Origin of the sequence: Saccharopolyspora griseoalba (assembly GCF_042665275.1) — a bacterium.
Lineage (GTDB): Bacteria > Actinomycetota > Actinomycetes > Mycobacteriales > Pseudonocardiaceae > Saccharopolyspora > Saccharopolyspora griseoalba.
This window is the reverse complement of record NZ_JBHTCJ010000001.1, coordinates 431,066-454,959: the sequence shown is the minus strand read 5'-3', so window position 1 is coordinate 454,959 and position 23,894 is coordinate 431,066. Positions and strand designations below refer to the sequence as shown.

General features: G+C 72.4%; 22 protein-coding genes. 13 read left to right on the top strand and 9 right to left on the bottom strand.

Going from position 1 to position 23,894, the window contains the following annotated elements; all coding sequences use genetic code 11:
• The first annotated feature begins 33 nt into the window (after positions 1-33).
• Together ACFQRI_RS02045 and ACFQRI_RS02040 are read left to right on the top strand one after the other, a co-directional pair.
• Positions 34-432, top strand: coding sequence for a peptidase inhibitor family I36 protein (locus ACFQRI_RS02045; protein ID WP_380663625.1), 399 nt, complete (start codon positions 34-36; stop codon positions 430-432).
• A gap of 88 nt (positions 433-520) precedes the next feature.
• Entirely contained in the window at positions 521-1,408 is an 888-nt protein-coding gene (locus ACFQRI_RS02040) for an oxidoreductase (RefSeq protein ID WP_380663622.1), read from the top strand.
• On the opposite strand, the gene ACFQRI_RS02035 is transcribed toward ACFQRI_RS02040, so the two are convergent.
• The 4 genes from ACFQRI_RS02035 to ACFQRI_RS02020 all read right to left on the bottom strand — a co-directional run bounded on the left by ACFQRI_RS02035 (position 1,395) and on the right by ACFQRI_RS02020 (position 5,012).
• A complete protein-coding gene (locus tag ACFQRI_RS02035) occupies positions 1,395-2,222 on the bottom strand; it encodes a VOC family protein (RefSeq protein WP_380663619.1) in 828 nt (275 codons plus the stop codon). The genes ACFQRI_RS02040 and ACFQRI_RS02035 overlap by 14 nt on opposite strands.
• Positions 2,223-2,454: 232 nt before the next feature.
• Positions 2,455-3,843, bottom strand: coding sequence for a GH1 family beta-glucosidase (locus tag ACFQRI_RS02030; protein ID WP_380663616.1), 1,389 nt, complete (start codon positions 3,841-3,843; stop codon positions 2,455-2,457).
• A 21-nt stretch (positions 3,844-3,864) separates the two neighbouring features.
• Positions 3,865-4,815, bottom strand: a complete 951-nt coding sequence (locus ACFQRI_RS02025) for an aldo/keto reductase (RefSeq protein ID WP_380663613.1) — start codon at positions 4,813-4,815, stop codon at positions 3,865-3,867.
• Positions 4,812-5,012 carry a hypothetical protein gene (locus ACFQRI_RS02020; RefSeq protein WP_380663610.1) on the bottom strand — a complete coding sequence of 67 codons (201 nt, stop codon included), beginning with the start codon at positions 5,010-5,012 and terminating at the stop codon, positions 4,812-4,814. Before ACFQRI_RS02020 ends, ACFQRI_RS02025 begins: the two co-directional genes overlap by 4 nt.
• A gap of 279 nt (positions 5,013-5,291) precedes the next feature.
• Here ACFQRI_RS02020 and ACFQRI_RS02015 point away from each other — a divergent pair, with 279 nt between their 5' ends.
• The 4 genes from ACFQRI_RS02015 to ACFQRI_RS02000 all read left to right on the top strand — a co-directional run bounded on the left by ACFQRI_RS02015 (position 5,292) and on the right by ACFQRI_RS02000 (position 10,353).
• On the top strand, positions 5,292-6,560 hold the full coding sequence (locus ACFQRI_RS02015; RefSeq protein WP_380663608.1) for an ROK family protein: 1,269 nt from the start codon (positions 5,292-5,294) through the stop codon (positions 6,558-6,560).
• Positions 6,561-6,615: 55 nt separating this feature from the next.
• On the top strand, positions 6,616-7,776 hold the full coding sequence (xylA, locus tag ACFQRI_RS02010; RefSeq protein ID WP_380663605.1) for a xylose isomerase: 1,161 nt from the start codon (positions 6,616-6,618) through the stop codon (positions 7,774-7,776).
• Positions 7,777-7,911: 135 nt separating this feature from the next.
• Positions 7,912-9,321 carry a xylulokinase gene (gene xylB / locus ACFQRI_RS02005; RefSeq protein WP_380663602.1) on the top strand — a complete coding sequence of 470 codons (1,410 nt, stop codon included), beginning with the start codon at positions 7,912-7,914 and terminating at the stop codon, positions 9,319-9,321.
• A gap of 126 nt (positions 9,322-9,447) precedes the next feature.
• Positions 9,448-10,353 (top strand): hypothetical protein, encoded by a 906-nt coding sequence (locus tag ACFQRI_RS02000; protein ID WP_380663599.1) that lies wholly within the window; start codon positions 9,448-9,450, stop codon positions 10,351-10,353.
• Between the two features lie 24 nt (positions 10,354-10,377).
• Here ACFQRI_RS02000 and ACFQRI_RS01995 read toward each other — a convergent pair whose 3' ends face one another.
• The gene (locus ACFQRI_RS01995) at positions 10,378-11,607 is read right to left on the bottom strand and encodes an MFS transporter (protein ID WP_380663597.1); all 1,230 of its coding nucleotides are present in this window, start codon (positions 11,605-11,607) and stop codon (positions 10,378-10,380) included.
• Positions 11,608-11,830: 223 nt separating this feature from the next.
• Between ACFQRI_RS01995 and ACFQRI_RS01990 the strand changes: the two genes are divergently transcribed.
• A complete protein-coding gene (locus tag ACFQRI_RS01990; protein WP_380663593.1) occupies positions 11,831-12,652 on the top strand; it encodes a potassium channel family protein in 822 nt (273 codons plus the stop codon).
• Between the two features lie 13 nt (positions 12,653-12,665).
• Here the strand turns inward: ACFQRI_RS01990 and ACFQRI_RS01985 are convergent, their stop codons facing one another.
• Entirely contained in the window at positions 12,666-13,355 is a 690-nt protein-coding gene (locus ACFQRI_RS01985; protein WP_380663590.1) for a polysaccharide deacetylase family protein, read from the bottom strand.
• Positions 13,356-13,600: 245 nt separating this feature from the next.
• Between ACFQRI_RS01985 and ACFQRI_RS01980 the strand changes: the two genes are divergently transcribed.
• Together ACFQRI_RS01980 and ACFQRI_RS01975 are read left to right on the top strand one after the other, a co-directional pair.
• Positions 13,601-14,695, top strand: a complete 1,095-nt coding sequence (locus tag ACFQRI_RS01980; RefSeq protein WP_380663587.1) for an endo-1,4-beta-xylanase — start codon at positions 13,601-13,603, stop codon at positions 14,693-14,695.
• A 294-nt stretch (positions 14,696-14,989) separates the two neighbouring features.
• A complete protein-coding gene (locus tag ACFQRI_RS01975; RefSeq protein WP_380663584.1) occupies positions 14,990-16,345 on the top strand; it encodes a sigma-70 family RNA polymerase sigma factor in 1,356 nt (451 codons plus the stop codon).
• A 136-nt stretch (positions 16,346-16,481) separates the two neighbouring features.
• Here the strand turns inward: ACFQRI_RS01975 and ACFQRI_RS01970 are convergent, their stop codons facing one another.
• Complete coding sequence (locus ACFQRI_RS01970; protein ID WP_380663581.1) at positions 16,482-16,805, bottom strand: glycoside hydrolase family 5 protein; 324 nt, start codon at positions 16,803-16,805, stop codon at positions 16,482-16,484.
• A 245-nt stretch (positions 16,806-17,050) separates the two neighbouring features.
• Here ACFQRI_RS01970 and ACFQRI_RS01965 point away from each other — a divergent pair, with 245 nt between their 5' ends.
• From ACFQRI_RS01965 to ACFQRI_RS01950, 4 genes are all read left to right on the top strand, one after another.
• Positions 17,051-18,052: a LacI family DNA-binding transcriptional regulator gene (locus ACFQRI_RS01965; RefSeq protein WP_380663578.1), complete on the top strand. Its 1,002-nt coding sequence runs from the start codon at positions 17,051-17,053 to the stop codon at positions 18,050-18,052.
• Positions 18,053-18,619: 567 nt separating this feature from the next.
• Positions 18,620-19,969: a Gfo/Idh/MocA family protein gene (locus tag ACFQRI_RS01960; RefSeq protein ID WP_380663575.1), complete on the top strand. Its 1,350-nt coding sequence runs from the start codon at positions 18,620-18,622 to the stop codon at positions 19,967-19,969.
• Positions 19,960-20,898: a carbohydrate ABC transporter permease gene (locus tag ACFQRI_RS01955; protein WP_380663573.1), complete on the top strand. Its 939-nt coding sequence runs from the start codon at positions 19,960-19,962 to the stop codon at positions 20,896-20,898. Before ACFQRI_RS01960 ends, ACFQRI_RS01955 begins: the two co-directional genes overlap by 10 nt.
• Entirely contained in the window at positions 20,891-21,790 is a 900-nt protein-coding gene (locus ACFQRI_RS01950; RefSeq protein ID WP_380663571.1) for a carbohydrate ABC transporter permease, read from the top strand. Before ACFQRI_RS01955 ends, ACFQRI_RS01950 begins: the two co-directional genes overlap by 8 nt.
• 45 nt (positions 21,791-21,835) lie before the next feature.
• Here ACFQRI_RS01950 and ACFQRI_RS01945 read toward each other — a convergent pair whose 3' ends face one another.
• Entirely contained in the window at positions 21,836-22,402 is a 567-nt protein-coding gene (locus tag ACFQRI_RS01945; protein ID WP_380663568.1) for an AAA family ATPase, read from the bottom strand.
• 390 nt (positions 22,403-22,792) lie between these two features.
• Positions 22,793-23,788 carry a LacI family DNA-binding transcriptional regulator gene (locus tag ACFQRI_RS01940; protein WP_380664565.1) on the bottom strand — a complete coding sequence of 332 codons (996 nt, stop codon included), beginning with the start codon at positions 23,786-23,788 and terminating at the stop codon, positions 22,793-22,795.
• Positions 23,789-23,894: the final 106 nt, after the last annotated feature.

The following is a 23,894-nucleotide window of genomic DNA, read 5'->3' as shown; positions in this document are numbered from 1 at the left end:
GACGCGCGTGCCCGCGATGCTGGGAGGAAATCGATGTCCATTCGGAGCAAGGTCGCGCGGACGGCCGCAGTCGCAGCGGGGGGCCTGCTGCTGGCCGCCACCGCCGTCGGATCGGCCTCGGCCGCCTCCGTCCAGGAGGACCCGACCTTCAAGGCCATGCGGGAGGCCTGCGGCGACGGCTACCTGTGCGTCTTCTCCGGGCCGGCAGGCACCGGGGAGATGTTCAAGTACTACGAGTGCACCGACGCGGTGGCCGCGCCGTGGCAGATCAAGTCCTGGATCAACAACCAGTACACCGGCACGGTCGCCGGGTTCTGGGGTCCCGCCCCCGCCAACTCGGACGGGCCGTGGATCGAGCAGTACACCTCCACCGCGCCCGAGTTCGACGACGACACCAGGGGTTTCGACACCCGCGCCGTCGATCCCTGCTGAGCGGGGCGGGTGTCCCCGGCCGCGCGGCCGGGGACACCCGCGCTCCCGACTTCCGAGGCCCGGCGAGGCGGGTGACTACAGTTGGGGCATGACGCGATGGGACATCCACCGAGTACCCGACATGAGCGGGCGGACCGTGCTCATCACGGGCGCCAACAGCGGGCTCGGCCTGCGCACCGCGCAGGCCCTGGGCCGCGCTGGCGCGCACGTCGTGCTGGCGGTGCGCAACCAGCACAAGGGCGACCGGGCCGCCGCATCGGTTCCCGGTGACCCGGAGGTGCGCGAGCTCGACCTCACCGATCTGTCCTCGGTGCGCACCTTCGCCGATTCCTGGTCGGGCGAGCTCGCGGTGCTGGTCAACAACGCGGGCGTGATGTTCCCGCCGGAGGGCCGCACCGCCGACGGATTCGAGCTCCAGTTCGGCACCAACCACCTCGGGCACTTCGCGCTCACCAACCTGCTGCTGCCGCACATCACCGACCGCGTCGTGACCGTCTCCTCCGCACTGCACCGCAACGTGCGCGGAATCAACTGGGACAACCCGAACTTCGAGGGCGCCTACGACCCGCAGCGCGCCTACGGCCAGTCCAAGCTGGCGAACCTGCTGTTCACCCTGGAGCTCCAGCGCAAGCTCGCCGCAGCGGGTTCGCCGCTGCGGGCGATGGCCGCCCACCCCGGTTACGCGGCGACCAACCTGCAGAGCCGCGCGGGCAACGCCGTGCTGCGCCGGCTGATGGCGGTGGGAAACCGGGTCCTCGCCCAGAGCGATCGGGCCGGCGCGCTGCCGACGCTGTTCGCCGCCACCGAGGACCTGCCGGGCAACAGCTACGCCGGCCCCTCCGGACCGGGCGAGATGCGCGGCGGCCCGACGCTGGTCGGCCGCTCCGCCGCCGCGGCCGATCCGGCGGCGGCGAAGCGGCTGTGGGAGCTCTCCGAAGAGCTCACCGGCGCGACCTTCCCGATCACCGCGTCGTAACGGTGAGCGGGAGCCCGTCCGGGTCGATCAGCAGCGGGTCCGGGCTCGGGCGCATCACCGCGCCCGCGCCCGCCCGCGTGAGGGCTTCCACCGCCGATCGGTGCTCGGCGACGGTGAAGCCGAGCGTGCGCAGGCCGAGCCGGGCCTGGCCCGCGTTCCACGGGTTGGCGGCGGTCTCGCGGGTGAAGGTGAGGATCTCGAGGGTCGCCGACCCCAAGCGCAGGTTGGTGATGACCAGGCCGCGCGGATCGTCCTCGTAGAGCAGCTGGCCGATGACCGCGGCGCCCATCGTGCGGACGTAGAACTCCAGGGCGGCGTCGAGATCGGGCACCGTGATCGCGACGTGGTCGAAGGTCGGCCCCGCCTCGGGCAGCAGCGCTTCGCCGGCGACGCGGTCGCGTTCGGCCAGCTCGGGCGACCAGAGCTTGTCGTGGGCGACGGTGCCGGACACGAACTCCAGCAGCGTTCCGTCCGGGTCGGTGAAGAACGCGATCCGCACGCCGCCGTGCGCCGAGCGGGGTCCCTCGGTGAACGAGACGCCGGCTTCCGCCAACCGCGCGGCCTGCAGGTCCACGTCGCCCACGCGCATGCCGAAGTGCCGCATGCCGCACTGCAGGTCGTCCTCGACCCAGCCGCCGAGATCGCCGTCCGCGACCTCGACGAGCTTGAGCCGCGCCGCTCCCGCGTCCAGCCAGCACGTCCCCGGTTCCTCGCCGACCGGCGGGAAGCCGAGCAGCCCCTGGTAGAAGTCCAGCGATCTGGAGAGGTTCCGGCATCCGACCTCCAGGAAGCGGATCTGCGGAGCCTCGGTCATCAGCTGCATCCCCTGCTCGATCCCCACGTTTTCCCCCGTCGAAGCTTCAGGTTCCAGTGGCAAGGACGCTGCTGCCCGGATCTCCGGTTGCCCGAAGTCACCTGAGCGGCCCAACCCGGCGCCGAACACCACGCATTTCGGACATCTTCCCAGACGGGCGCGCCAGCACGTGCTCCGCGGTGCGTCCGGGAGCACCGCGGAGCACGTCCTGGGAGCGCTCTCGCCGTGCGCGTCAGATCTCGACGGCGTTCGCGGCGGCGGAGCGGCGGAACCAGTGCCCGCTGTCCTTCACCGTGCGCCGCTGGGTGTCGTAGTCGCAGTGCACGATGCCGAAGCGCTTGGAGTAGCCGAGCGCCCACTCGAAGTTGTCCAGCAGCGACCACACGAAGTACCCGCGCAGGTCGACGCCGTCGGCGATGGCCTGGTGCGCGATCCGGAAGTGCTGCCGCAGGTAGTCCACCCGGTCGGCGTCGTGCACCGCGCCGTCCTCGCCGACCTCGTCCGGGCAGGCGATGCCGTTCTCGGTGATGTACAGCGGCAGCGGGCCGTACTCCCGGTGCAGCCTGCGCAGCACCTCGCCCAGCCCGTCCGGGTCGACCTCCCAGCCCATCGCGGTGGTCGGCAGGCCGCGGCTGACCGGGGTCATGTCGCTGCTGCCCGGCCAGGGACTCGGCGGGTCGCCCGCGCGCCACCCGCGCGGCTGCTCGCCGACCGAGACCACGTGCCGGAAGTAGTAGTTGACGCCGAGGAAGTCCAGCGGCTGGTTGATCGTCTTGAGGTCGCCGTCGAGGAGGTGGTCGAGGTCGCTGACCGGGGCCAGGTCGTCGATCAGGTCCGCCGGGTACTGACCGCGCAGCAGCGGGTCGAGCCACTGCCGGTTCATCAGGGCGTCGATGCGCCGCGCCAGGTCGGCGTCGGCGTCGCCGTCGGTCCCGGGGTCGACCGGGAACAGGTTGAGCGTGATGCCGAACTCGGCGTCCGGGTCGCCCTCCCGCATCGCGGCGACGGCCTGGCCGTGTCCGAGCATCAGGTGGTGCGCGGCGCGCAGCGCGGCCGGGTGGTCCTGCCGCCCCGGCGCGTGCCGTCCTTCGGCGTAGCCCAGGAAGGCCGAGCACCAGGGCTCGTTGAGCGTGGTCCAGTGCCGCACCCGGTCGGACAGCGCGGCGTGGGCCTTCTCGGCGTAGTCGGCGAAGCGGTGGGCGGTGTCGCGCTCCGGCCAGCCGCCCCGGTCCTCCAGGGCCTGCGGCAGGTCCCAGTGGTAGAGCGTCACCCACGGCGTGATGCCCGCCTCCAGCAATTCGTCGACCAGCTTCGAGTAGAAGTCCGCTCCACGGGGGTTGAGCCCTCCGGTGCCGTCGGGTTGCAGTCGCGGCCAGGCCAGCGAGAACCGGTAGTGGGTCACGCCGAGATCGGCCATCAGGGCCACGTCTTCGGGATAGCGGTGGAAGTGGTCGCAGGCCACGTCCCCGGTCTGCCCTGCGAGCACGTTCCCCTCGGTGTGCGAGAAGCGGTCCCAGATGGACTCACCGCGACCGCCTTCGCCAACACCGCCTTCGATCTGATAGCTCGCCGTGGCCACGCCCCACGCGAAACCGCTCGGGAATCGCCTTGACTCGCCCATTCGCTTCCTTTCGGTGTGTCGTCACCACTGCCAGCGCTCCGGTGGTGCGGCCAGCGCCAGCAGCTCCGCCCAGAGCTCCTCCGGGACGTGCTGCTCGGCCAGCCGGATCGTCTCGGCGATCCGCTCCGGCCGGGAAGTTCCCACGACGGTCGAGGTGATCCGCGGATCGCGCACCGAGAACTGCAAGGCCGCTGCGGGAAGCCGAACCCCGTAGCGCTCGCAGGCGTCGTGCATCCGGCGCGCCGCGTCCAGGACCTCCGCGTCGGCTTCGCGGTAGGCGTAGCGAGTCGAGGCGCCCGGTTCTCGGGCGAGCAGGCCGCCGCCGAAGACCGCGGCGTTGAGCACCGCCACGCCGCGGTCCACGGCTTCGTCGATGAGACCGTCGGCGCTGCGGTCCAGCAGGGTCCAGCGGTTGTGCGTGACGAGGACCTCGAAGGGCGCCTCGCGCAGGAGCTCGGCCATCATCCCTACCGGCCCGCCCGCCAGTCCGACGTGCTCGGCCACCCCTTCGTCGCGCAGCCGGAGCAGCGCCTCCACCGGACCGCCCGGCGCCATCGCCTCGGCGAGGGAGATGTGCTCCGGGTCGTGCAGGTGCAGCAGCGGAACCCGGTCCACGCCGAGGCGCTGCAGGCTCTCCTCGGCCGACCGCCGCATCCGGTCCCCGGAGAAGTCCCCGGAGTCGGCATCCCGGTCCACTTTGGTCGCCAGCACGAATCCCTCGGGCGCGCCACCGATCTCGGACAGCGCGGCGCCGATGCGGCGTTCGCTCTCCCCCGCGCCGTAGATGTTGGCGGTGTCCAGGAAGTTGATCCCGCTGTCGAACGCGGCGCGGACCGTGGCGATCCCCCGCTCGACCGGGGTTTCGTAGCCGAACTCCTGCGGCATGCTGCCCAGCGGCGCGGCTCCCGCGCACAACGGGGTCACCTCCAGCCCGGTGCCGCCGAGCGGGCGGCGCGTCAGCGGCGAGCTCACCGGGCGCTCACCACCGTCCGCGCCGGCCCGAGCGGGCCGGCGCCCACCCCGTCGGCGGCCAATCGCAGGTTCGCCGCGCCGACCCGCGGCGGGCGCCGCACCGGCTCGAAGCCGAGCAGCTCCCGGTGGAGGACCAGCTGCCGGGCGAGACCCCGGCAGCCGACCTGGATCGGTCGGATCTCCGCTGAGCGCCGCATGCTCCCCCTCTCGTCGGGGAGATGTTGCCGCCGCGAACGGGCACGGGACAACGGCGCATCGGGTGCGCGAATGGCCGCTATCCGCCTTGCCGCACCACCCGCGCACTTAGTTCACCGGATGAACTAACGCGCGAGACCTGCCGCACGCGTGCGGCGCCCGGACAGTTTGGCCGGAAACCGCACGTCCCTGGGACGTGCGGTTTCCGGCCAAACTGTCCGGGCCCTTGCGTCCCGTTCTCGTGGATATTAGTTTACCCGGTGAACTTATTGGAGGTGTTGGTGAGCGATCGCAGCAGCGGGGAGGCGGGTCGGCTCGGCGGGGCGTCGGGCGTCGACCAGACGGCCGTGCGGCGGGCCAACCTCGCGCGGGTGCTCGACGAGGTGCGCCGCGGCGAGGTCGTCTCCCGGGCCGAGATCGCCGCGCGCAGCAAGCTCACCAAGGCCACCGTGTCCAGCCTGGCCGGCGAGCTCATCGAGCGCGGACTGCTCCGCGAGACCGGGCTGCGCCGGGAGGGCGCGGTCGGTCGCCCCGGGCGTTCCCTCGAACTCGACGGCGGCGGCATCAGCGCGCTCGGCCTGGAGATCAACTCCAAGTACCTGGCCGCGCGCGGCACCGACCTGGCGGGCCGGGTGATCGTGGAGCGTCGCCTGGGCTTCGACGCGATGAACCTGCCGCCGGAGGCCACCCTCGACCGGCTGGCCGAGCTGGCCAGCGAGGCCATTGCCGAGCTCGCCGACCAGGGCAGCCCGCGGGCGTTCCTGGCCGGGGTCGCCGTCGCGGTCCCCGGTCTGGTCGACGCCGGGACCGGCCGCGTGCGCTACGCGCCGAACCTGGAGTGGCGCGGGGTGGCCGTCGCCGACGCGCTGCGCGAGCGGCTGGGCGGCGAGGTGCCGATCGTGGTCGACAACGAGGCCAACCTGTCCGCTCTGGCCGAGCTGCACGCCATGCCCGAGCCCGCCGACGATCTGGTCTACCTGACCGGCGAGGTCGGCGTCGGCGCCGGGCTGATCACCGGCGGACGGCTGCTGCGCGGTGCGGGCGGGTTCTCCGGCGAGATCGGGCACATCCCGGTCGATCTGGACGGCCAGCCGTGCGGGTGCGGTCGGCGGGGCTGCCTGGAGACCAAGATCGGCCTGCCCGCGGTGCTCGACGCGGCCGCGCCGGATCTCGTCGCCGCGGGTGCGGATCCGCAGGACCAGGCCCACGCCCTGCGAGCTCGCGCCGAGGCCGGCGGGCCGGAGGCGCTCGCCGGGTTCGACGAGATCGGCCGGTGGCTGGGCATCGGGGTGTCGATGCTGGTCAACCTGCTCAACCCGGAAGCGGTCGTGCTCGGCGGGTACCTCGGAACCGTCGCGCCCTACCTGGTGCCCTCGGCGATGCGGCAGCTGCGCGAGCGCGCCGTGGCGGGCGAGGCCGCGACCTGCCGGATCACCGCCTCCTCCTTCGGCTTCTCCGCGGCGGTGCGCGGCGCGGCCAGCATCGTGGTCGAGGAGGTCTTCACCGACCCGCTCCGCATCCCCTCCGGCGGGGACACCGCCGCCGGCTGAACTTTCGGCGCTCCGCGCCGAGCCGTCTGCAGCACGACGATGTGAAAGGAAAGTCATGACCGACTTCACCCCGAAGCGCGAGGACAAGTTCTCCTTCGGCCTGTGGACCGTGGGCTGGCTGGGCCGCGACCCGTTCGGCGAGGCCACCCGCAGCCCGCTCGACCCGGTGGAGGCCGTCAAGCGGCTCTCCGACCTCGGTGCCTGGGGCGTCACCTTCCACGACGACGACCTCATCCCGTTCGGCTCCAGCGCGGCCGAGCGCGAGTCGATCGTCAACCGCTTCCGCGGTGCGCTCGACGAGACCGGCATGACCGTGCCGATGGTGACCACCAACCTGTTCGCCCACCCGGTGTTCAAGGACGGCGCGCTGACCGCCAACGACCGCGACGTGCGCCGGTTCGCGCTGCGCAAGGTGCTGCGCAACGTCGAGCTGGCGGCCGAGCTGGGCGCGAAGACCTTCGTGGCCTGGGGCGGCCGCGAGGGCGCCGAATCCGGTGCTGCCAAGGACGTCCGGGCGGCGCTGGACCGCTACCGCGAGGGCATCGACGCGGTCGCGGCCTTCGTCAAGGAGCGCGGCTACGACCTGAAGCTGGCCCTGGAGCCCAAGCCGAACGAGCCCCGCGGCGACATCCTGCTCCCGACCGTGGGCCACGCGCTGTCGTTCATCAACGAGCTCGAGCACTCCGACATCGTCGGCGTGAACCCCGAGGTGGGCCACGAGCAGATGGCCGGGCTGAACTTCGCGCACGGCATCGCCCAGGCGCTGTGGGCGGGCAAGCTGTTCCACATCGACCTCAACGGCCAGAGCAGCATCAAGTACGACCAGGACCTGCGCTTCGGCGCCGGCGACGTGCGCAACGCGTTCTTCCTGGTGGACCTGCTGGAGACGGCCGGCTACCAGGGGCCGCGGCACTTCGACTTCAAGCCGCCGCGCACCGAGGACTACGAGGGCGTGTGGGCGTCGGCCGCCGGCTGCATGCGCAACTACCTGATCCTCAAGGAGCGCGCCGCGGCCTTCCGCGCCGACCCGCGCGTCCAGGAGGCCCTGCGGGCCTCGCGGGTCGACGAGCTGACCACCCCGACCCTGGGAGCGGGCGAGTCGGTGGCCGACCTGCTCGGCGACACCGACTTCGACGTCGAGACCGCCGCCGCGCGCGGCATGCACTTCGAGCGCCTCGACCAGCTGGCCATGGACCACCTGCTGGGTGTTGCCTGAGCCTTTCCCACGACCGGCCCCGATCGAGCACAATCGGGATCGGCCACGACGGAATCGGCGTTGGCACGCCGCAAAACCCCGGCCCGGGCGGCTGCGCGCAGCCGCCCGGGCCGCGAGCGTGAAGGATGATCCGCAATGCTGGTGCTAGGCATCGACTCGTCGACCCAGTCCACCAAGGCGCTGGTGGTCGACGCCGACGACGGCGCGGTGGTCGCCGAGGCCAAGGCCTCGCACCCCGACGGCACCGAGGTGAACCCGGCCGCCTGGTGGGAGGCGGCGCGCGGCGCCATCGCCGAGGCGGCCGAGCGGGCGCCCGGCCGCGTCGAAGCGGTCTCCGTCGGCGGCCAGCAGCACGGCATGGTCGCGCTGGATTCCGCCGGGGAGCCGGTCCGCGACGCCCTGCTGTGGAACGACACGCGCTCGGCTCCGCAGGCCGAGCAGCTCGTCGAGCGGCACGGCGCCGGGGCGCTGGCTTCTCGGACCGGGCTGGTCCCGGTCGCCAGCTTCACCATCACCAAGCTCGCCTGGCTCGCCCAGCGCGAGCCGCGCAACGCCGACCGGGTGCGGCGGGTGCTGCTGCCGCACGACTGGGTGAGCTGGCAGCTGGCCGGACGTCCCGCGCGGACCTGGACCGACCGCGGCGACGCCTCGGGCACCGGGTACTACTCCCCCACGACCGGCGAGTGGCTGCCGGAGCTGCTCACCGAGGCGATGGGTGGCCGCAGCCCGGAGCTGCCGGAGGTGCTGGCGCCCGACGCCGTGGCCGCGCGGGCGACGCTGCCCGAGATCGAGGGCGCGGCCATCGGCGCGGGAACCGGCGACAACATGGCCGCCGCACTGGGTTTGGGCCTCAAACCGGGTGATGTCGCCGTCTCGCTGGGCACTTCGGGTGCGGTGTTCGCACCCGCCGAGCAGCCCAGCGCCGACCCGACCGGGACCGTCGCCGGCTTCTGCGACGCCACCGGCCGCTACCTGCCGCTGGTGTGCACGCTCAACGCCGCGCGGGTGCTGAGCTCCACCGCGCAGCTGCTCGACACCGACCTCGAAGGGCTGTCCCGGCTCGCGCTCGCGGCCGAGCCCGGCGCGGGCGGACTGAGCCTGCTCCCCTACCTGGAGGGCGAGCGCACGCCGAACCTCCCGGGCGCCACGGGCACGCTCGCCGGGCTGACCGGCGCGAACATGACGCCGCAGAACCTGGCCCGCGCGGCGGTCGAGGGCATGCTCTGCGGGATGGCCGACGCGATCGACGCCTTGCGCGACACCGGTGCCGAGGTGCGCCGCGTGCTGCTCATCGGCGGTGCGGCCCGCTCCGAAGCGGTGCAGGCCATCGCGCCGGGCCTGTTCGGCGTGGACGTGGACGTGCCGGAACCCGCCGAGTACGTAGCCATCGGCGCGGCGAAGCAGGCCGCCTGGGCGCTCTCCGGCGCTGCAGGTCCGCCGGACTGGGAGGTCGCGGGCACCCGCCGCACCGCGGGCGAGGACCGCGGCGGGGAGGCCGTTCGAGCCGCCTACGCCGCCGCCCGCAAGCAGGCCCACGGCATCTGATCGCGGAACGCGCCGCGGCCGCCCGCCCGGGCAGCGGGACCTCGCTGCCCGGGTCGGCGGCCGATTCGCGTGGAATTGCGCCGAGTTCCGGCCCGGCGCGACGATCTCGACTGCCAGACTCGGTGCGTGGCTTCGCATCCCCTCCGCCCCGTGCTCGGCGTGCGCGGGCCGCTGCTGGGCGGTCCGGTCCTGCTGGCCCGCTGCTGGTGGCTCGTCCCGCTGGCGCTGCTGGTGGTCGCGCCCTTCCAGCTCGCGTCGTGGTCGCTGACCTGCCACCTCGGGTCCTGCGCCGAGTCGTTGACGCTGGTCGAGCTGCTGGGGGTGCCCGGCTCGCTGCTCGGCTCGGTGGCCGCGCACGTCTACCGCGGGGCCCTCTCCGCTCCGCCGCTGCTGCTGATCACCGCCGCGGCCACCGCGGGGCTGACCGCGGCGAGCGCGCGCACGCCCATCGGCATCCGCACCGCGCTGCGCGAGATCGCCGCCCGCGCCCGACCGCTGGGCGCGCTCATCGCGTTCTCCGCGGCGCTGCCGGTGATCTCGCTGCTGGCTCCGGTCGCGCTGTGGCGGCTGCTGTTCGGTCCGCTGGCCGACAACCTCCGCCCCGACGGCCTCCGGCCGATCGCGATCGGCGTGCTCCTGGTGGTCCTGCTGTTCGGCGCGCTGGCCGCGATGACCGCGGCGATCGTGGCGCTGGTGGCCACCGTTCCCGTGGTCCTCGAGGGGTGCTCGGCGGTGCGCGCCTTCCGCCGCACGCTGTCGCTCGCGGTCAAGCGCGTGCTGCCCACCTTCGGCACGGTGCTGCTGGTCCTGGTGGCTTCCGAGTTCGTCGCGGCGGCGATGGACGTGCTCTGGCGCACCGCCGATCTGACCGCGCTGCCCGCCTGGCTCGGCGCAGCGCTCAACGCGACCCTGGGCGACGCGGTCTCGCTGCCGCTGACGGCCGCGATGTACTTCGTGCGCTACGTCGACCTGCGCGCCCGCGACGGCTTCCAGCGCGCCGACCTCGTCCGCGCCGCCCCCGGGCCCCGGTGATGGCGCGCCGGGGCCCGGGCCGCGTCAGGTCGCGGGCTCGACGTCGCGGCTGACGAAGGTGACCGCGATCAGCGCGACGATCGCCACGGCGGCGAAGGCGTAGAAGCCCCACGGGTAGGCCAGGCCTGCGCTGAGCAGCGCACCTCCGACCAGCGGGCCGCAGATGGCGCCCAGCCGCCCGATCCCGCTGGAAGCCCCGAGCGCGGTGGCCCTGACCTCGGCCGGGTAGTGGTGGCTGACGTAGGCGTAGACCACGACCTGGCTGCTGAACACGAACACCCCGGCCAGCAGCACGGTCAGGTACACCCCGACTCCGGGCAGCTTCACGCTCAGCAGCGCCAGGAAGACCGCCGCGGCGGTGAACCAGACCAGCACGCAGGTGCGCACCCCGATGCGGTCGGACACCCGGCCCGCCAGCAGCAGCCCCAGCACCGCGCCGACGTTGAGGGTCAGCAGCAGCGCCAGCGCGGCACCCAGCTCGTAGCCGGCCTCGCGCATGATCTCGGGCAGCCAGGTGTTGAGCCCGTACACCAGCAGCAGCCCCATGAACGAGGTGCCCCAGAACGCCAGGGACGAGCGCAGGTAACCGCCGCGCACCAGCGCGGTCATCGGGTTGCCGCGCCGGGCGCGCTCCTCGGCGGTGGGCGGCATCGACTCCGGCAGCCGCTTGGCCAGCAACGGCACCAGCACCAGGGCGGGCAGCGCGCCGATGACGAACATCGCGCGCCAGCTCAGCGCCGGGATCACCACGATCCCCAGCAGCGCGGTCAGCACCGCACCCACGTGGTACCCGGTCATCAGGGTGGTCGTCGCGCTGCCGCCCCTGTTCTGCTTGGCCTCGTTGACCATCGCGATGGCCACCGGCAGCACCCCGCCGAGGCCAAGCCCGGCCGCGAACCGCAGGAACCCGAACACCACCGGGCCGGTCGCCAGCGCGCACAGCAGCGTGAGCGCGGAGAACGCGGTGACCGTGCCGATCATCATCCGGCGGCGGCCGTACCGGTCGGTCAGCGGCCCGATGCCCAGCGCGCCGACCATCACCCCGACCAGACCGGCGGAGGAGATCACCGACGCGGTTCCCGGATCGAGCCCCCAGCTCGGGTCGCGCAGCAGGGAGGGCAGCACGACGCCGAGCACCACCAGGTCGTAGCCTTCCAGGGCCACCGCGGCCCAGCTGAGCGCGGCGACCCAACCCGACGATCGCGCGGCCGGTGGTTCCGGTCCCGTGGCCGAGTGCCCTGAAGCCGTTGTCATTGCGCGGTCACCTCTTCGTGCTCCGTGTTCGCTGACGGCGCGCGCATCATGCGACCACCCGGGCATCCCCCGGGAAGCATCGGTTTCCGGCCAGCAGAAGCCAATGCCGGTTCGTGACCTGGCGAGGCCCGCCAGCCGGGTCCGGACCTCCGGGTGATTCCGGACACGTCGTCCGGGCCCGAACCCGCACGCGGCGGCGGCGCGGCAGGCATGATGGTTCGCCGTGGAAGACCGACGTGATGCCGCAGCGCCCGGAGCCGCCGCCGACCTGCCGCCGGAGGCGGTCGAAGAACCCGGGCTGCACCGCTGGGAGCGCCGCACCGAGTGGCCGATGGTCGCCCTGTCGGTGCTGTTCCTCGCGCTCTACGCGTGGGAGGTGCTGCAGCCGGGCATGCCGGGGTGGCTGCACCGGCTGGTCGTCGCCGGGATGTGGGTGACCTGGGCGGCCTTCGGGCTGGACTACCTGGTCAAGCTGGCGCTCGCGCGCAACCGCGGCCGGTTCTTCGTCCGCCACCTCTTCGACCTGCTGGTCCTGCTGCTGCCGCTGATGCGCCAGCTGCGCGTGCTGCGGGTGGTCATGGTCCTGCTGACGCTCAACCGCAAGGCCCAGGGTCAGGTCCGCGGTCGCGTCGTGCTCTACATCTCGGGCGCGGTGGCGCTGCTCGGGTTCACCGCCGCGCTGGCGGTGCTGGAGGTCGAGCGCAGATCCCCCGACGCATCGATCACCACCTTCGGCGACGCCCTGTGGTGGACGATGACCACGATCACCACCGTCGGCTACGGCGACTACTCCCCGGTCACCGACCGCGGCAAGTTCATCGCCGCAGGCCTGATGATCGCCGGCATCGCCATGCTCGGTGTGGTCACCGGCTCCATCGCGTCCTGGTTCGTCGAGCGCTTCGGCGGCATCGAGCGCCAGCTGGAGCAGTCCAGCACCGACGCCCGCCTGCTCGAAGGCGAGAACGACCTGCTCCGCGCGGAGCTCAACGAGCTGCGCCAGGAGATCGCGGCGCTGCGCCGGGACCTCGCCGGGAACCGGGACTGAATCACCGGCCCGGTCAGCCCCTCGGGCCCGCCGGGAGGACGAACCGCCAGCCCTCGGCGCGCAGGCGCGGGATGATCTCGTCGACGGCGGCCGCGGTTTGCGAGCGGTCGCCACCCCCGTCGTGCAGCAGGGCCACGGCCTGCGGGCTGACCCGGTCGGCGAACCGCTGGACGAGCACCTCGGTCCCCGGCGGGTTCCAGTCCTCGACGTCGAAGCGCCAGCCCAGCGGCTGCATCCCGAGGTCGGCGGCCACCTCGGGCGATTCGCCCCACGAGCCGTAGGGCGCGCGGAAGTAGGCCACCTCCGCGTGCGGTGCGGCGGCGCGGACGAGGTCGTTCGTCTCGACCAGGTCCGCGCGGACGGCTTCGGGCGTCCAGGCCGCGAGGTCGTCGTGGTGCGTGGTGTGGTTGCACAGCACGTGCCCCTCGGCGACGATCCGGCGCACCAGGTCCGGGTTCTGCCGGACGTGGTCGCCCCAGAGGCAGAACACCGCCCGGACGTCGTGCTCGCCCAGCACCCGGAGCAGCGCCGGGGTGTCGGTCGCGTCGGGGCCGTCGTCGAAGGTCAGCGCGACCGTCCGGCCGGGAACGCCCGTGGAGTCGATGATCTCGGGCGTCGCCTCGGGCGTGGTGAACGCGGTGCCGCCCAGCGCGGCGACCAGCAGCAGCGGCAGCAGGGTTCGGGTTGAACGGGAACTCGTCACGCCGGCCTCCTCTGGCCCGGAAACGCGGATCTCCGCAACTTTTCAGAAATCAAGCTAGACATCGCCTCGCTCTGGTGTCAACGCATCGCCCGCCGAGCCGAAATACCGCGTCACCCGGAAACTTTCGGCCCTGCTCGATCCCGTTGCCGGCCTTGACTCCTCAGCTCGCACCCCAATAGTCTCCGAACTCGCCCGAGTTCGAAATGTTTCTGAAATATACTTGGCAACCGAGCGGGAGTTCAGCGATGAAGCCGATCCGCCTCACCACGACCGCCGCGATGGCGCTCGCCGTGTTCGCCGCACCGACGGCCCAGGCCGCACCACCCGCGCAGGCCGACGCGCTGCGCGACGCCGCCCCGGACGGCCTGTTCATCGGCTCCGCCGTGGCAGGCGGCGGGCACCACGACGACGCGTCCTACCCGGACCCGTTCACCTCCGACCAGGCCTACCGCGACGTCCTGGCCGGCGAGTTCAGCTCGCTGTCGCCGGAGAACCAGATGAAGTGGGAGTACATCCACCCCGCGCGCGACACCTACGACTTCGAGACCGCCGACCGCATCGTCGACTTCGCCGAGCGGAACGGGCAGGTGCTGCGCGGGCACACCCTGCTGTGGCACAGCCAGAACCCCGAGTGGTTGGAGAGCGGGGACTTCTCGCCGGAGCAGCTGCGGGAGATCCTGCACGACCACATCAGCACCGTGGTCGGGCGCTACGCCGGCCGGATCCAGCAGTGGGACGTCGCCAACGAGATCTTCGACGAGAGCGGGCAGCTGCGCACCCGGGACAACATCTGGATCCGCGAGCTGGGCCCGGGAATCATCGCCGACGCGTTCCGCTGGGCCCGCGAGGCCGACCCGAACGCGAAGCTGTTCCTCAACGACTACGGCGTGGAGAGCATCAACGCCAAGAGCAACGCCTACTACGACCTGGTCCAGCAGCTGCAGGCCGACGGCGTCCCGGTGGACGGCTTCTCCGCGCAGGCCCACCTCGACCTCGACGACGGCTACCCCGCGGACCTGACGCGCAACCTGCAGCGCTTCGCCGATCTCGGGCTGGAAACGGCGATCACCGAGCTCGACGTGCGCATGACGCTTCCCGAGGGCGGCACGCCGACCGAGCAGCAGCTGGCCGAGCAGGCCTCCTACTACGGCCGCGCGCTGGACGCCTGCCTGCGCGTGCGCACGTGCCACTCGTTCACCGTGTGGGGCCTGCCGGACAAGTACTCCTGGGTGCCGAGCACCTTCCCGGAGCAGGGCGCGGCCACGATCATGTGGGACGACTTCACCCGCAAGCCCGCCTACGACGAGCTTCTGGACGGGCTCAACGCCGCCGAGCGCTGAGCCCCCGCCCGCGCCGGAGATCGGACGCCGCGGTGGGGCAGGTGCGCTTCGCCGCCCCACCGCCGCCGAACGCGAAACCCGAGAGGGGCTTGCGCGGCCGCCGTTCCGACTGTCGCTCGCCGCCCGAACCGCGCCCCTCAACGGCCGCGTCGCGGATCGGCGACCCGCGCGCCGGGACGCCCCTCGAACGGCCTAGCACGTGGTCACGAAGGTGCAACGAATCGTTTCGATATCATCCATCGTTGACACGGTCGCGCTAGCAATGGCGAGAACCGAATCCACGGGGGGACGACGATGGCGGCACTACCCACGGACGCTGAGCCCCAGGAGCGCAGCGACGCCGAGCTCATCGAGGCCGTGCGCGAGGGCGACACCGCCGCCTACGGCCTGCTCTACGAGCGCCACATCGCCGCCGCGTACAACATGGCGCGCCAGGTCGCGAAGTCGGCCGCCGAAGCCGACGACCTCGTCTCGGAGGCGTTCGCCAAGGTCCTCGACCTGCTGCGCGCCCGGAAGGGGCCGACCAGCGCCTTCCGCGCCTACGTGCTCACCGCCGTGCGGCACTCGGCCTACGACCGCACCCGCAAGCAGCAGCGGCTGCAGCTCGCCGACGACCTCGAGACGATCCCGAACATCGACATCTCCCAGCCGTTCACCGACACCGCGGTGGAGGGCGAGGACCGCTCGCTGGTCGCAGCGGCCTTCGCCGAGCTGCCGGAGCGCTGGCAGACCGTGCTCTGGCACGTCGAGATCGAGGGCGAGACCCCCGCCAGGGTCGCTCCGCTGCTGGGCATGACCGCCAACGGCGTGTCGGCGCTGGCCTACCGCGCACGCGAAGGCCTCAAGCAGGCCTACCTGCAGATGCACCTGGGCAACCTCAGCGCCGAGCAGGAGCGCTGCCGCGCCACCGTGGAACGGCTCGGCGCCTGGACCCGCAGCGGTCTGGCCAAGCGGGAAACCGCGCAGGTCGAAGGCCATCTCGACGACTGCGATCGGTGCCGCGCGCTGGCCGCCGAGCTCGCCGAGATCAACGGAGCGCTGCGCGTCCTGGTCGCTCCCCTGGTCCTCGGCGGCGGCGCCACCGGCTACCTGGCCACCGCCGGGACCACCGCGGTCGGCGGCGCCACCGCGGGCGGGATCATCGGTGCCGCGGGCGGGCCGCGCAGGGTCGCGCTCTCGGGGGCGGCGCTGGCCGCGCTGCTGGCGGCGATGGCCTTCGCCATGACCTCCACCGAGCAGGAGATCCCACCGGTGGCCGATTCCCGCGAGCGCCCCCCGTCACCGGCGCAGCCACCGGCCGCGCCGGCTCCCGCTCCTCCCGCTCCTCCCGCTGCCCCGCCGGCCGCGCCGCCGGCGGCTCCGGCGCCCGCGCCCAGCCCGCCGGGCGCCGCGCCGAGGCCTCCGGAAACCGCCCCCTCGCCGCCGATCCCGCTGCCCATCCCACCGGAGAACGACGTGGTCGACAGCGAGGCCCGCGTCGGCTTCGACCTGCTCGGCATCGGGGTGGACGCCAACCCGCGCCTGCGCATCGACCGCGAGGGCGTCGACGCGGGGGCCGACGTGCGCATCAGCCCGGACGGGGAGCCGCTGCGCGTCGACGAGCCGAAGGGCAAGCTCGACGTCCTGGAGAACCCCGTCGTGGAGAACTAGGTACCGCTCGAAGACGCGGCGCGGCCACCGTTCTCGGTCCGCGTCGGCCGCGCAGGTGGGCGCGCAGGACCTCGGAGAGCGGGCTGCGCTCGGCGCAGTCGTCGACCCGGAACGCCTTGGCGAGCTCGCGGGCCTGCTACGGGGTGACTGGAAGTGCTCGTCCTGCCGGAACATCGGCGCGCGGGGTTGTCGCTGTGCCAGTGCTGGCCCTGGCAGCCGGGCAGCGCGTGCAGGTCGGTGATCGAGTGCAGCGCGCGGCGAGCAGGTCGATCATCCGGTTGAGGTGCTCGAAGCCCTCGGTCTTGAGCTCGAACGGGTTCTCGTCGTCCTCGAAGTGCCGGTGGTTCACCGGGATCCGGACGTGGTCCACGCCCGGCGAGGCCAGGTGCGCCGCGTCGGCGTCGGTGACGAAGTCGTGCAGGAAGGTCTCGAAGAACGCCCGGTAGGGCTCCTCCCCCATCGACCGCCCGCATCAGCTGCTCGCGACCCGGGTGCCCGGTGATGAAGTTCTCCGCGTTCACCCGCCCGCCGAGCCCGACGCCGCGCAGGGCGACGGGTTCCGGTCTCCTTTCGACCAGGCGAGACCCCTGGACGCGCAACCGGGCAATGTCGTCACGAGCGTTCTCCGTCCCGCGGGTAAGCGGTTACCGTGACAGCCGAGCAGACCGGTCACCGGCTGTCCACACGCTGGCGGAGGTATCCGAGTTGTCCGCAACGATGCGCGACGTCGCCCGGTTGGCCGGGGTCTCGGTCAGAACCGTGTCCAACGTGGTCAACGAGTTCCCGCACGTCAGCTCGACCACGCGCGGCCGCGTGCTGGCGGCGATCGCCGAACTCGGCTACCAGGTGAACTACTCCGCGCGCAGCCTCGGCCGCACCGGGATGCTCGCCCTGGCGGTGCCCGAACTGCGCACGCCCCACTTCGCCGAGCTCTCCGACGAGATCGTCGGCGCTGCCGCGGAGCGCGGCTACACCGTGCTGGTCGAGCAGACGGGCGGCGTGCGCGACCGCGAGCTGTCGGTGCTCTCCAGCCATCGGCGCCGGATGACCGACGGCCTGATCTTCTCCCCGCTGGCGCTGGGGCGAGCCGACGGTCCCCGGCTGGACGTGAGCTACCCGCTGGTCCTGCTGGGCGGGCGCCCCATCGGCGGACCGGTGCACCACGTCGCCACCGCCGACCAGCGGGGTGGCCGGGCCGTCGGCGAGCACCTGCTGGCGCGCGGCGCGCGGCGGATCGCCGTGATCGGTTCGGCGCTCGAGGGCGGAGCCGGGCACTTCCGCGCGCTCGGCTTCCTGGAGGCGCTGCGCGAAGCCGGGCTCGACCACGACCCGGCCCGCACCGGCGAGGCGCGGGAGTGGACCCGCGAGACCGGTGCCGCGGCGATGCGCCGCCTGCTCGACAGCGGAGTGCCCGTCGACGCGGTCTTCGGCCTCGACGACGTGCTCGCGCTCGGTGCGCTGCGGGTGCTCCACGAGCGAGGACTGCGGGTCCCCGACGACGTCGCGGTGGCCGGTTTCGACGACATCGACGACGGCCGCTACGCGCGCCCGAACCTCACGACCGTCCGCCCCGGCCGCACCGAAATCGCCCGCACGGCGGTGGACTTGCTGCTCGATCGCGTTTCCGGGGCCGAGCCGCGCGCGCAGCGGCAGCTCATCGTCGAGCACGAGCTGGTGGTGCGCGAATCCACGGGATCCGCCTGGTGAGAGGCCGGTTGCGGGAGTTCGCGTCGCGGTGCTGACCGACCTCGGCACGGCCCGGGCCGACACGCGACGACGGGGCGACACGACGGCTCGTCCGGCGCGGCCGTCGCGTCGCGGAGCCCTTCACCGCCCGCGCCGACCAGCCCTCCGCCGTCTAGCGCGATGGGGCCGATTCCCGCAGGTCAACAAGCCGAAACCCGGATGGTGCGCGCGACTCCCGCGCCACGTGCTCGGCAACCCGAGCCGAACGAGCGCCCGGGGACGGGACCTGCCAGCTCTAGCCATGACGGCCACTCGCCTGCAAGAATCGGAAAGCGCTCTCCAAGCGCACATGACGGACACGCCGAACAACACGCATCTCCACAACGGACACGGACGGGCAGGTCGACCACCTGCCGGTCCACCTGCCCGGAACCGGTGCGCTGCTCGCCGCCTCCTCCTGGCCGAGGGACGGGGCGACGAGGCCACCCGGCACCCGGGCTCCCCCGCGACGGCCGCCGGGCGGTGCGCGCAGCGGGTTTCGCGCCACCTCCCGACCGGCCGACTTCCTGCAGAAACGGTGGTGATCTGATGGTCCGACGCTACGGGGTGGTGGGCACCGGAGCCCGCTCCCAGATGTACGTCCGGGCGATGCTCGGGGCTCATGCCGAGGAGGCCGACCTGGTCGCGTGGTGCGAGCCGAACCCCGGCCGGATGGACCACGCGGACCGGCTGGTCGCCCAGCTGGACGGGCGCGCGCCCGCCAGGTACGCGCCCGCGGACCTGGAACGGATGATCCAGGCCGAGAAGCTGGACGCCGTCGTGGTCACCGGCCCCGACCACACCCACGCCGAGACCGTCGGGCGAGCGCTGCGCGCAGGCGCCGACGTCGTGGTGGAGAAACCGCTGACCACCACCGCCCGGGGTTGCCGGGAGATCACCGAGGCCGTCGCCGACACCGGTCGCGCGCCCGTGCTGACGTTCAACTACCGCTACTCGCCGCGCAACTCGGCGCTCAAGCAGGTCATCGCCGACGGGCGGATCGGCGCGGTGACCTCGGTGCACTTCGAGTGGGCGCTGGACACCGTGCACGGTGCGGACTACTTCCGCCGCTGGCACCGGGACAAGTCCAACTCCGGCGGGCTGGCCGTCCACAAGGCGAGCCATCACTTCGACCTGATCAACTGGTGGCTCGACGACGCACCGGTGCGGGTGTTCGCCGACGGCGGCCTGCGGTTCTACGGCGCGACCAACGCGCGCGCCCGCGGTCTGGGCGACCGCCCGGAGCGCGGAACCGTCGACCCGCCCACCGCCGACCCGTTCGCCCTGGACCTGCGGCGCGACCCGGTGCTGCGCTCGTTGTACTACGACGCCGAGCGGTACGACGGATACCGGCGAGACCAGGACGTGTTCGGCCCCGGCATCACCATCGAGGACAACATCTCGGCGGTGATCGGCTACACCGGCGGTGCGTCGGTGACCTACTCGCTCAACGCGCACAGCCCGTGGGAGGGCTACCGGGTCACCGTCAACGGATCGCGGGGGCGCGCCGAGCTGGAGGTGGTCGAGCGCGCCGCCGCGCTGCCCGGCCCCGACGGCCGGGTCGTGCTCGACGCGAGCGCGGAGGACGACCCCACCGACGGTGCCGCCCGCGCGCCCGGCACCCGGTTGGTGCTGCAGCGGCACTGGGAGCCGGCCGAGCAGGTGCCGATCGCCATGGGCGAGGGCAGCCACGGCGGCGGCGACGCGCTGCTGCTGGCCGACATCTTCCGCGGCGCCGGCGAGGACCCGCTGGGGCGCCCCGCCGGGCACCTCGACGGCATCGCGTCGGTGGCGGTCGGCCTCGCGGTCAACGCGTCGATGGAAACCGGTGCGCCGGTGCGCATCGACGAGCTGGGACTGCCCGCTCTCGAACCCCGCGGGGAGGCGTCATGTCCGTGATGAGCGAGCTGGCGACGCTGCGCCGCTCGAAGTCCGCCAAGAGCTCCAGCCCGGCCGAGCGCGGGGACGGCAGGGCAGCCGCGCTGTTCCTGGCACCGTGGTTCCTCGGCCTCGTGCTGATCACGGTCGGCCCGGTGCTGGCCTCGCTCTACCTGTCGTTCACCGACTACAGCCTGCTCGCCGCACCGGAGTGGTCCGGGCTGGACAACTACGCCGAGATGCTCGGCGACGAGCGGCTGCTGACCTCGTTGCGGGTGACGTTCACCTACGTGTTCGTCTCGGTGCCGCTGCAGCTGGCCGCAGCGCTCGCGCTGGCGCTGTTCCTCGACCGCGGGTTGCGCGGCCTGGCCTTCTACCGCTCGGCGTTCTACCTGCCCTCGCTGCTGGGCGCTTCGGTGGCGATCGCGATCCTGTGGCGGCAGATCTTCGGCAACGGCGGGCTGATCAACCAGGTGCTGGGCTGGTTCGGCGTCCAGGGCGTGGGCTGGATCAGCCATCCGGATTACGCGCTGGGCACGCTGGTGATCCTCAACGTGTGGACCTTCGGTTCGCCCATGCTGATCTTCCTGGCCGGGCTGCGGCAGATCCCGCAGCACTACTATGAGGCGGCGTCGATCGACGGGGCGAGCAAGCTCCGGCAGTTCTGGAGCGTCACGCTGCCGCTGCTGACCCCGATCATCTTCTTCAACCTGGTGCTGCAGATCATCCACGCCTTCCAGTCGTTCACCCAGGCGTTCGTGGTCAGCGGCGGGACCGGTGGTCCGGTGGACGCAACGCTGTTCTACACGCTCTACCTCTACGAGCAGGGCTTCACCAACCTCGACATGGGCTACGCCTCGGCGCTGGCCTGGCTTTTGCTGCTGATCATCGCGGCCTTCACCGCGATCAACTTCTTCCTGGCCAAGTTCTGGGTGTTCTACGATGACTGAGACGCTGGCGAAACCTCCTGTCACGAACCGACCTCCGGCCGATCCGGTGCGGCGCTCGCGGCTTCGACCGCGCCTGCGGCGGGTGATCAAGCACCTGCTGCTGATCGGTTCGGCGCTGGTGATGCTCTACCCGCTGCTGTGGATGCTCGCCAGCTCGTTCAAGCCCAACGCGCTGATCTTCCGCGACCCCTCGCTGATCCCGGCGCAGCTGGACCTGTCGAACTACCCCGACGGCTGGGCGGCGCTGGCGCACCCGTTCAGCCACTACCTGCTGAACTCGGCGGTCATCGTGGTCGGCTCGGTGCTGGGCAACCTGCTGTCCTGCTCGATGGCCGCCTACGCCTTCGCCCGGTTGAACTTCCGCAGCAAGCGGCTGTGGTTCGCGGTCATGCTGATGTCGATCATGCTGCCGATCCACGCGGTGATCGTGCCGCAGTACGTGCTGTTCTCCAACCTGGGCTGGATCAACACCTTCCTGCCGCTGATCGTGCCGAAGCTGCTGGCCACCGACGCGTTCTTCATCTTCCTGATGGTGCAGTTCTTCCGCGGCATCCCCACCGAGCTCACCGAGGCGGCCAAGATCGACGGTGCCGGGCACTTCCGGATCTACTGGCAGATCATGCTGCCGCTGTCGCTGCCCGCGCTGGCCACCACGACCATCTTCACGTTCATCTGGACCTGGAACGACTTCTTCAGCCAGCTGATCTTCCTGACCGACCCGGAGATGTACACCGTCCCCGTGGCGCTGCGGACCTTCGTGGACTCCACCGCGGAGAGCTCGTGGGGCGCGCTGTTCGCGATGTCGGTGGTCTCCCTGATCCCGATCTTCCTGCTCTTCCTGTTCGGGCAGAAGTACATCGTCAAGGGGATCGCGACGACGGGCCTCAAGTGACCGCTCCTCACCGCGCTCCCCGGGATCGAACCGGTTCCGGGGAGCTCAGGTGCCGAGCCGGAAGGCTCCCCGGGCGATGCCCAGCAGCAGCCGATCGGCGGTCGCCCGCGGGGCGAGGTCGGTCGAGTCCAGGACGTGGTGCTCCAGCTCGCCGAGGTCGCTGAACTGGCGGTGCATCTCGCGCACCGGTTCCGGCTCGGTGAGGGTGTTCTCGGCCGTGCGGCCGGTCGCCCGGCGCACCACCTCCTGCTCCTGCGGGCGCAGCACCGCGTAGTGCAGCGGGCGCCCGGCGGCGCGCGCCGCGACGCGGAACAGTTCGAGGAACCACGGACCGACGACGCCGTCCACGATCACGTGGTAGCCGCCGGCGGCGTAGCCGAACGCGGCGCCGACCAGGACGTCGATGACGACCTCGTTCTGCCGCTGGGCCTCGGGCAGGTACGGCAGGACCGCGCCCGTGCGGATGCAGGCCCAGAAGTCGTCGGCGTGCAGGTGGACGCTCGGATCGAGCTCGTCGGCCAGCAGCGGTGCGATCGTGGACTTGCCCGCCCCCGGCGGGCCGGTCAGCAGCACCACCGGCGCGAGCGCCCCGTCCGATCCGGTGGGACTCATCGCAGCAGGATAGCCCGGTGCTTCCGATCGCGATCACCGGCGCTCGACGGCTCGCACCGCGAGCTCTGCCCCGGGCGGACGTCCTGGCGGTGCTCGGTGGTGGATTCGGCCGGTCCGGCGCTCGCGGAGCTGGGCGAAGCAGGAGGGATTCGCGGCCCCGTCGAGTCGCGGACGACCGGGTGCGGCGTTGAAGGCCGCGACACGCCGCCGCGCGACGCTTAACTTTTACAACGAACGATGTCACATTGATCAGCGGCACCGAGGTGCGCGGGTAGTGCTGTCCCAGCCCGGTACCCGACCGACCGGGCTCGCCCGCGACCGCCGGGGTGGGCAGGAGCGGCGGCACGCTCCGGCCCACCTCGGTGGTCCTCGACGACCCCGCTGCTCAGCTCAGCGTGACGTGCGGGTGGATTCCCGGACCACGAGCTCCGGTTCGAAGACCACCTGGCGGTGCTCGGGGTGCGCGGTGGAGGTTTCGGCGATGAGCAGCTCGGCAGCGGTGCGGCCGAGGCTGCGGGCGGGCTGGCGCACCGAGGTCAGCGGAACCGCGGCCGCCCCGGCGAACTCGATGTCGTCGTAGCCCACGATCGCCATCTCCTCGGGCACCTTCACCCCGGCGCCGACCATGGCCTGCAGCACTCCCAGCGCCAGCAGGTCGTTGGCGCAGAACACCGCGCTCGGCCGCGGACTCATGCCCAGCAGCCGCGCGCCGGCGTCGCGCCCGGAGTCCGCGTCCAGCGCCGCGACCTCCAGCACCGACAGCCGCGCCCCGCTGCCGTCGAGCACCGAGCGCACCCCGGCCTCGCGCTCGCGGCACTGCACGAGCAGCTCCGGACCGTTGACGAAGGCGATGTCGGTGTGCCCGGCCTCCAGCAGGTGGCGCGCGGCCAGCGCTCCCCCGGCCACGTCGTCCACCGATACCGAGCTGCCCTGCAGCTCCGGCACCTTGCGGTCGACGAACACGTAGGGGATGCCGCTGCGCGCGAAGGTGTGCAGCCGGTCGCTCACCGACTCCACGGGGCTGAGCAGCACGCCGCGGACCCGCTGCTCGGCCAGCATCGCGAGGTAGGAGGTCTCCAGGTCGACGCGCTGGCCGCTGTTGCAGGTGATCACGTTGAGTCCGGCGGCGTGCGCGGCTTCCTCGGCGCCGCGGGCGAGGTCGACGAAGAACGGGTTGCCCAGGTCGAGCACCACCAGCGCCATGATCCTGCTGCGCCCGGCGCGCAGCTGCCGCGCCGACTCGTCGCGGACGTATCCGAGCTCGTCGATCGCGGTCTGCACCCGCCTGCGGGTCTCCTCGGACACCAGGTGCGGACGGTTGACCACATTGGACACCGTGCCGATGGAAACCCCCGCCTGGCGGGCCACGTCCTTGATTCCGACCATGCTCACCCTCGCTTACGAACTCCTGGTGAGCCTAGTCGGCGGAACACCGCGGAGCCCGCACCGGGGACGTGTCGCGCCGGGCGGATCCGCGGCGCGACCGCCCGGC

Excerpts from the sequence above, each read along its gene's own strand:
- ACFQRI_RS01955 (WP_380663573.1), top strand. The coding sequence starts at position 19,960 with ATGTCCGTGATGAGCGAGCTGGCGACGCTGCGCCGCTCGAAGTCCGCC.
- xylA (WP_380663605.1), top strand. The coding sequence starts at position 6,616 with ATGACCGACTTCACCCCGAAGCGCGAGGACAAGTTCTCCTTCGGCCTG.
- ACFQRI_RS02035 (WP_380663619.1), bottom strand. The coding sequence starts at position 2,222 with ATGACCGAGGCTCCGCAGATCCGCTTCCTGGAGGTCGGATGCCGGAAC.
- ACFQRI_RS01960 (WP_380663575.1), top strand. The coding sequence starts at position 18,620 with ATGGTCCGACGCTACGGGGTGGTGGGCACCGGAGCCCGCTCCCAGATG.
- ACFQRI_RS02040 (WP_380663622.1), top strand. The coding sequence starts at position 521 with ATGACGCGATGGGACATCCACCGAGTACCCGACATGAGCGGGCGGACC.
- ACFQRI_RS01975 (WP_380663584.1), top strand. The coding sequence starts at position 14,990 with ATGGCGGCACTACCCACGGACGCTGAGCCCCAGGAGCGCAGCGACGCC.
- ACFQRI_RS02045 (WP_380663625.1), top strand. The coding sequence starts at position 34 with ATGTCCATTCGGAGCAAGGTCGCGCGGACGGCCGCAGTCGCAGCGGGG.
- ACFQRI_RS01950 (WP_380663571.1), top strand. The coding sequence starts at position 20,891 with ATGACTGAGACGCTGGCGAAACCTCCTGTCACGAACCGACCTCCGGCC.
- ACFQRI_RS02020 (WP_380663610.1), bottom strand. The coding sequence starts at position 5,012 with ATGCGGCGCTCAGCGGAGATCCGACCGATCCAGGTCGGCTGCCGGGGT.
- ACFQRI_RS01940 (WP_380664565.1), bottom strand. The coding sequence starts at position 23,788 with ATGGTCGGAATCAAGGACGTGGCCCGCCAGGCGGGGGTTTCCATCGGC.
- ACFQRI_RS02030 (WP_380663616.1), bottom strand. The coding sequence starts at position 3,843 with ATGGGCGAGTCAAGGCGATTCCCGAGCGGTTTCGCGTGGGGCGTGGCC.
- ACFQRI_RS01980 (WP_380663587.1), top strand. The coding sequence starts at position 13,601 with ATGAAGCCGATCCGCCTCACCACGACCGCCGCGATGGCGCTCGCCGTG.
- xylB (WP_380663602.1), top strand. The coding sequence starts at position 7,912 with ATGCTGGTGCTAGGCATCGACTCGTCGACCCAGTCCACCAAGGCGCTG.
- ACFQRI_RS01970 (WP_380663581.1), bottom strand. The coding sequence starts at position 16,805 with ATGGGGGAGGAGCCCTACCGGGCGTTCTTCGAGACCTTCCTGCACGAC.
- ACFQRI_RS01945 (WP_380663568.1), bottom strand. The coding sequence starts at position 22,402 with ATGAGTCCCACCGGATCGGACGGGGCGCTCGCGCCGGTGGTGCTGCTG.
- ACFQRI_RS01995 (WP_380663597.1), bottom strand. The coding sequence starts at position 11,607 with ATGACAACGGCTTCAGGGCACTCGGCCACGGGACCGGAACCACCGGCC.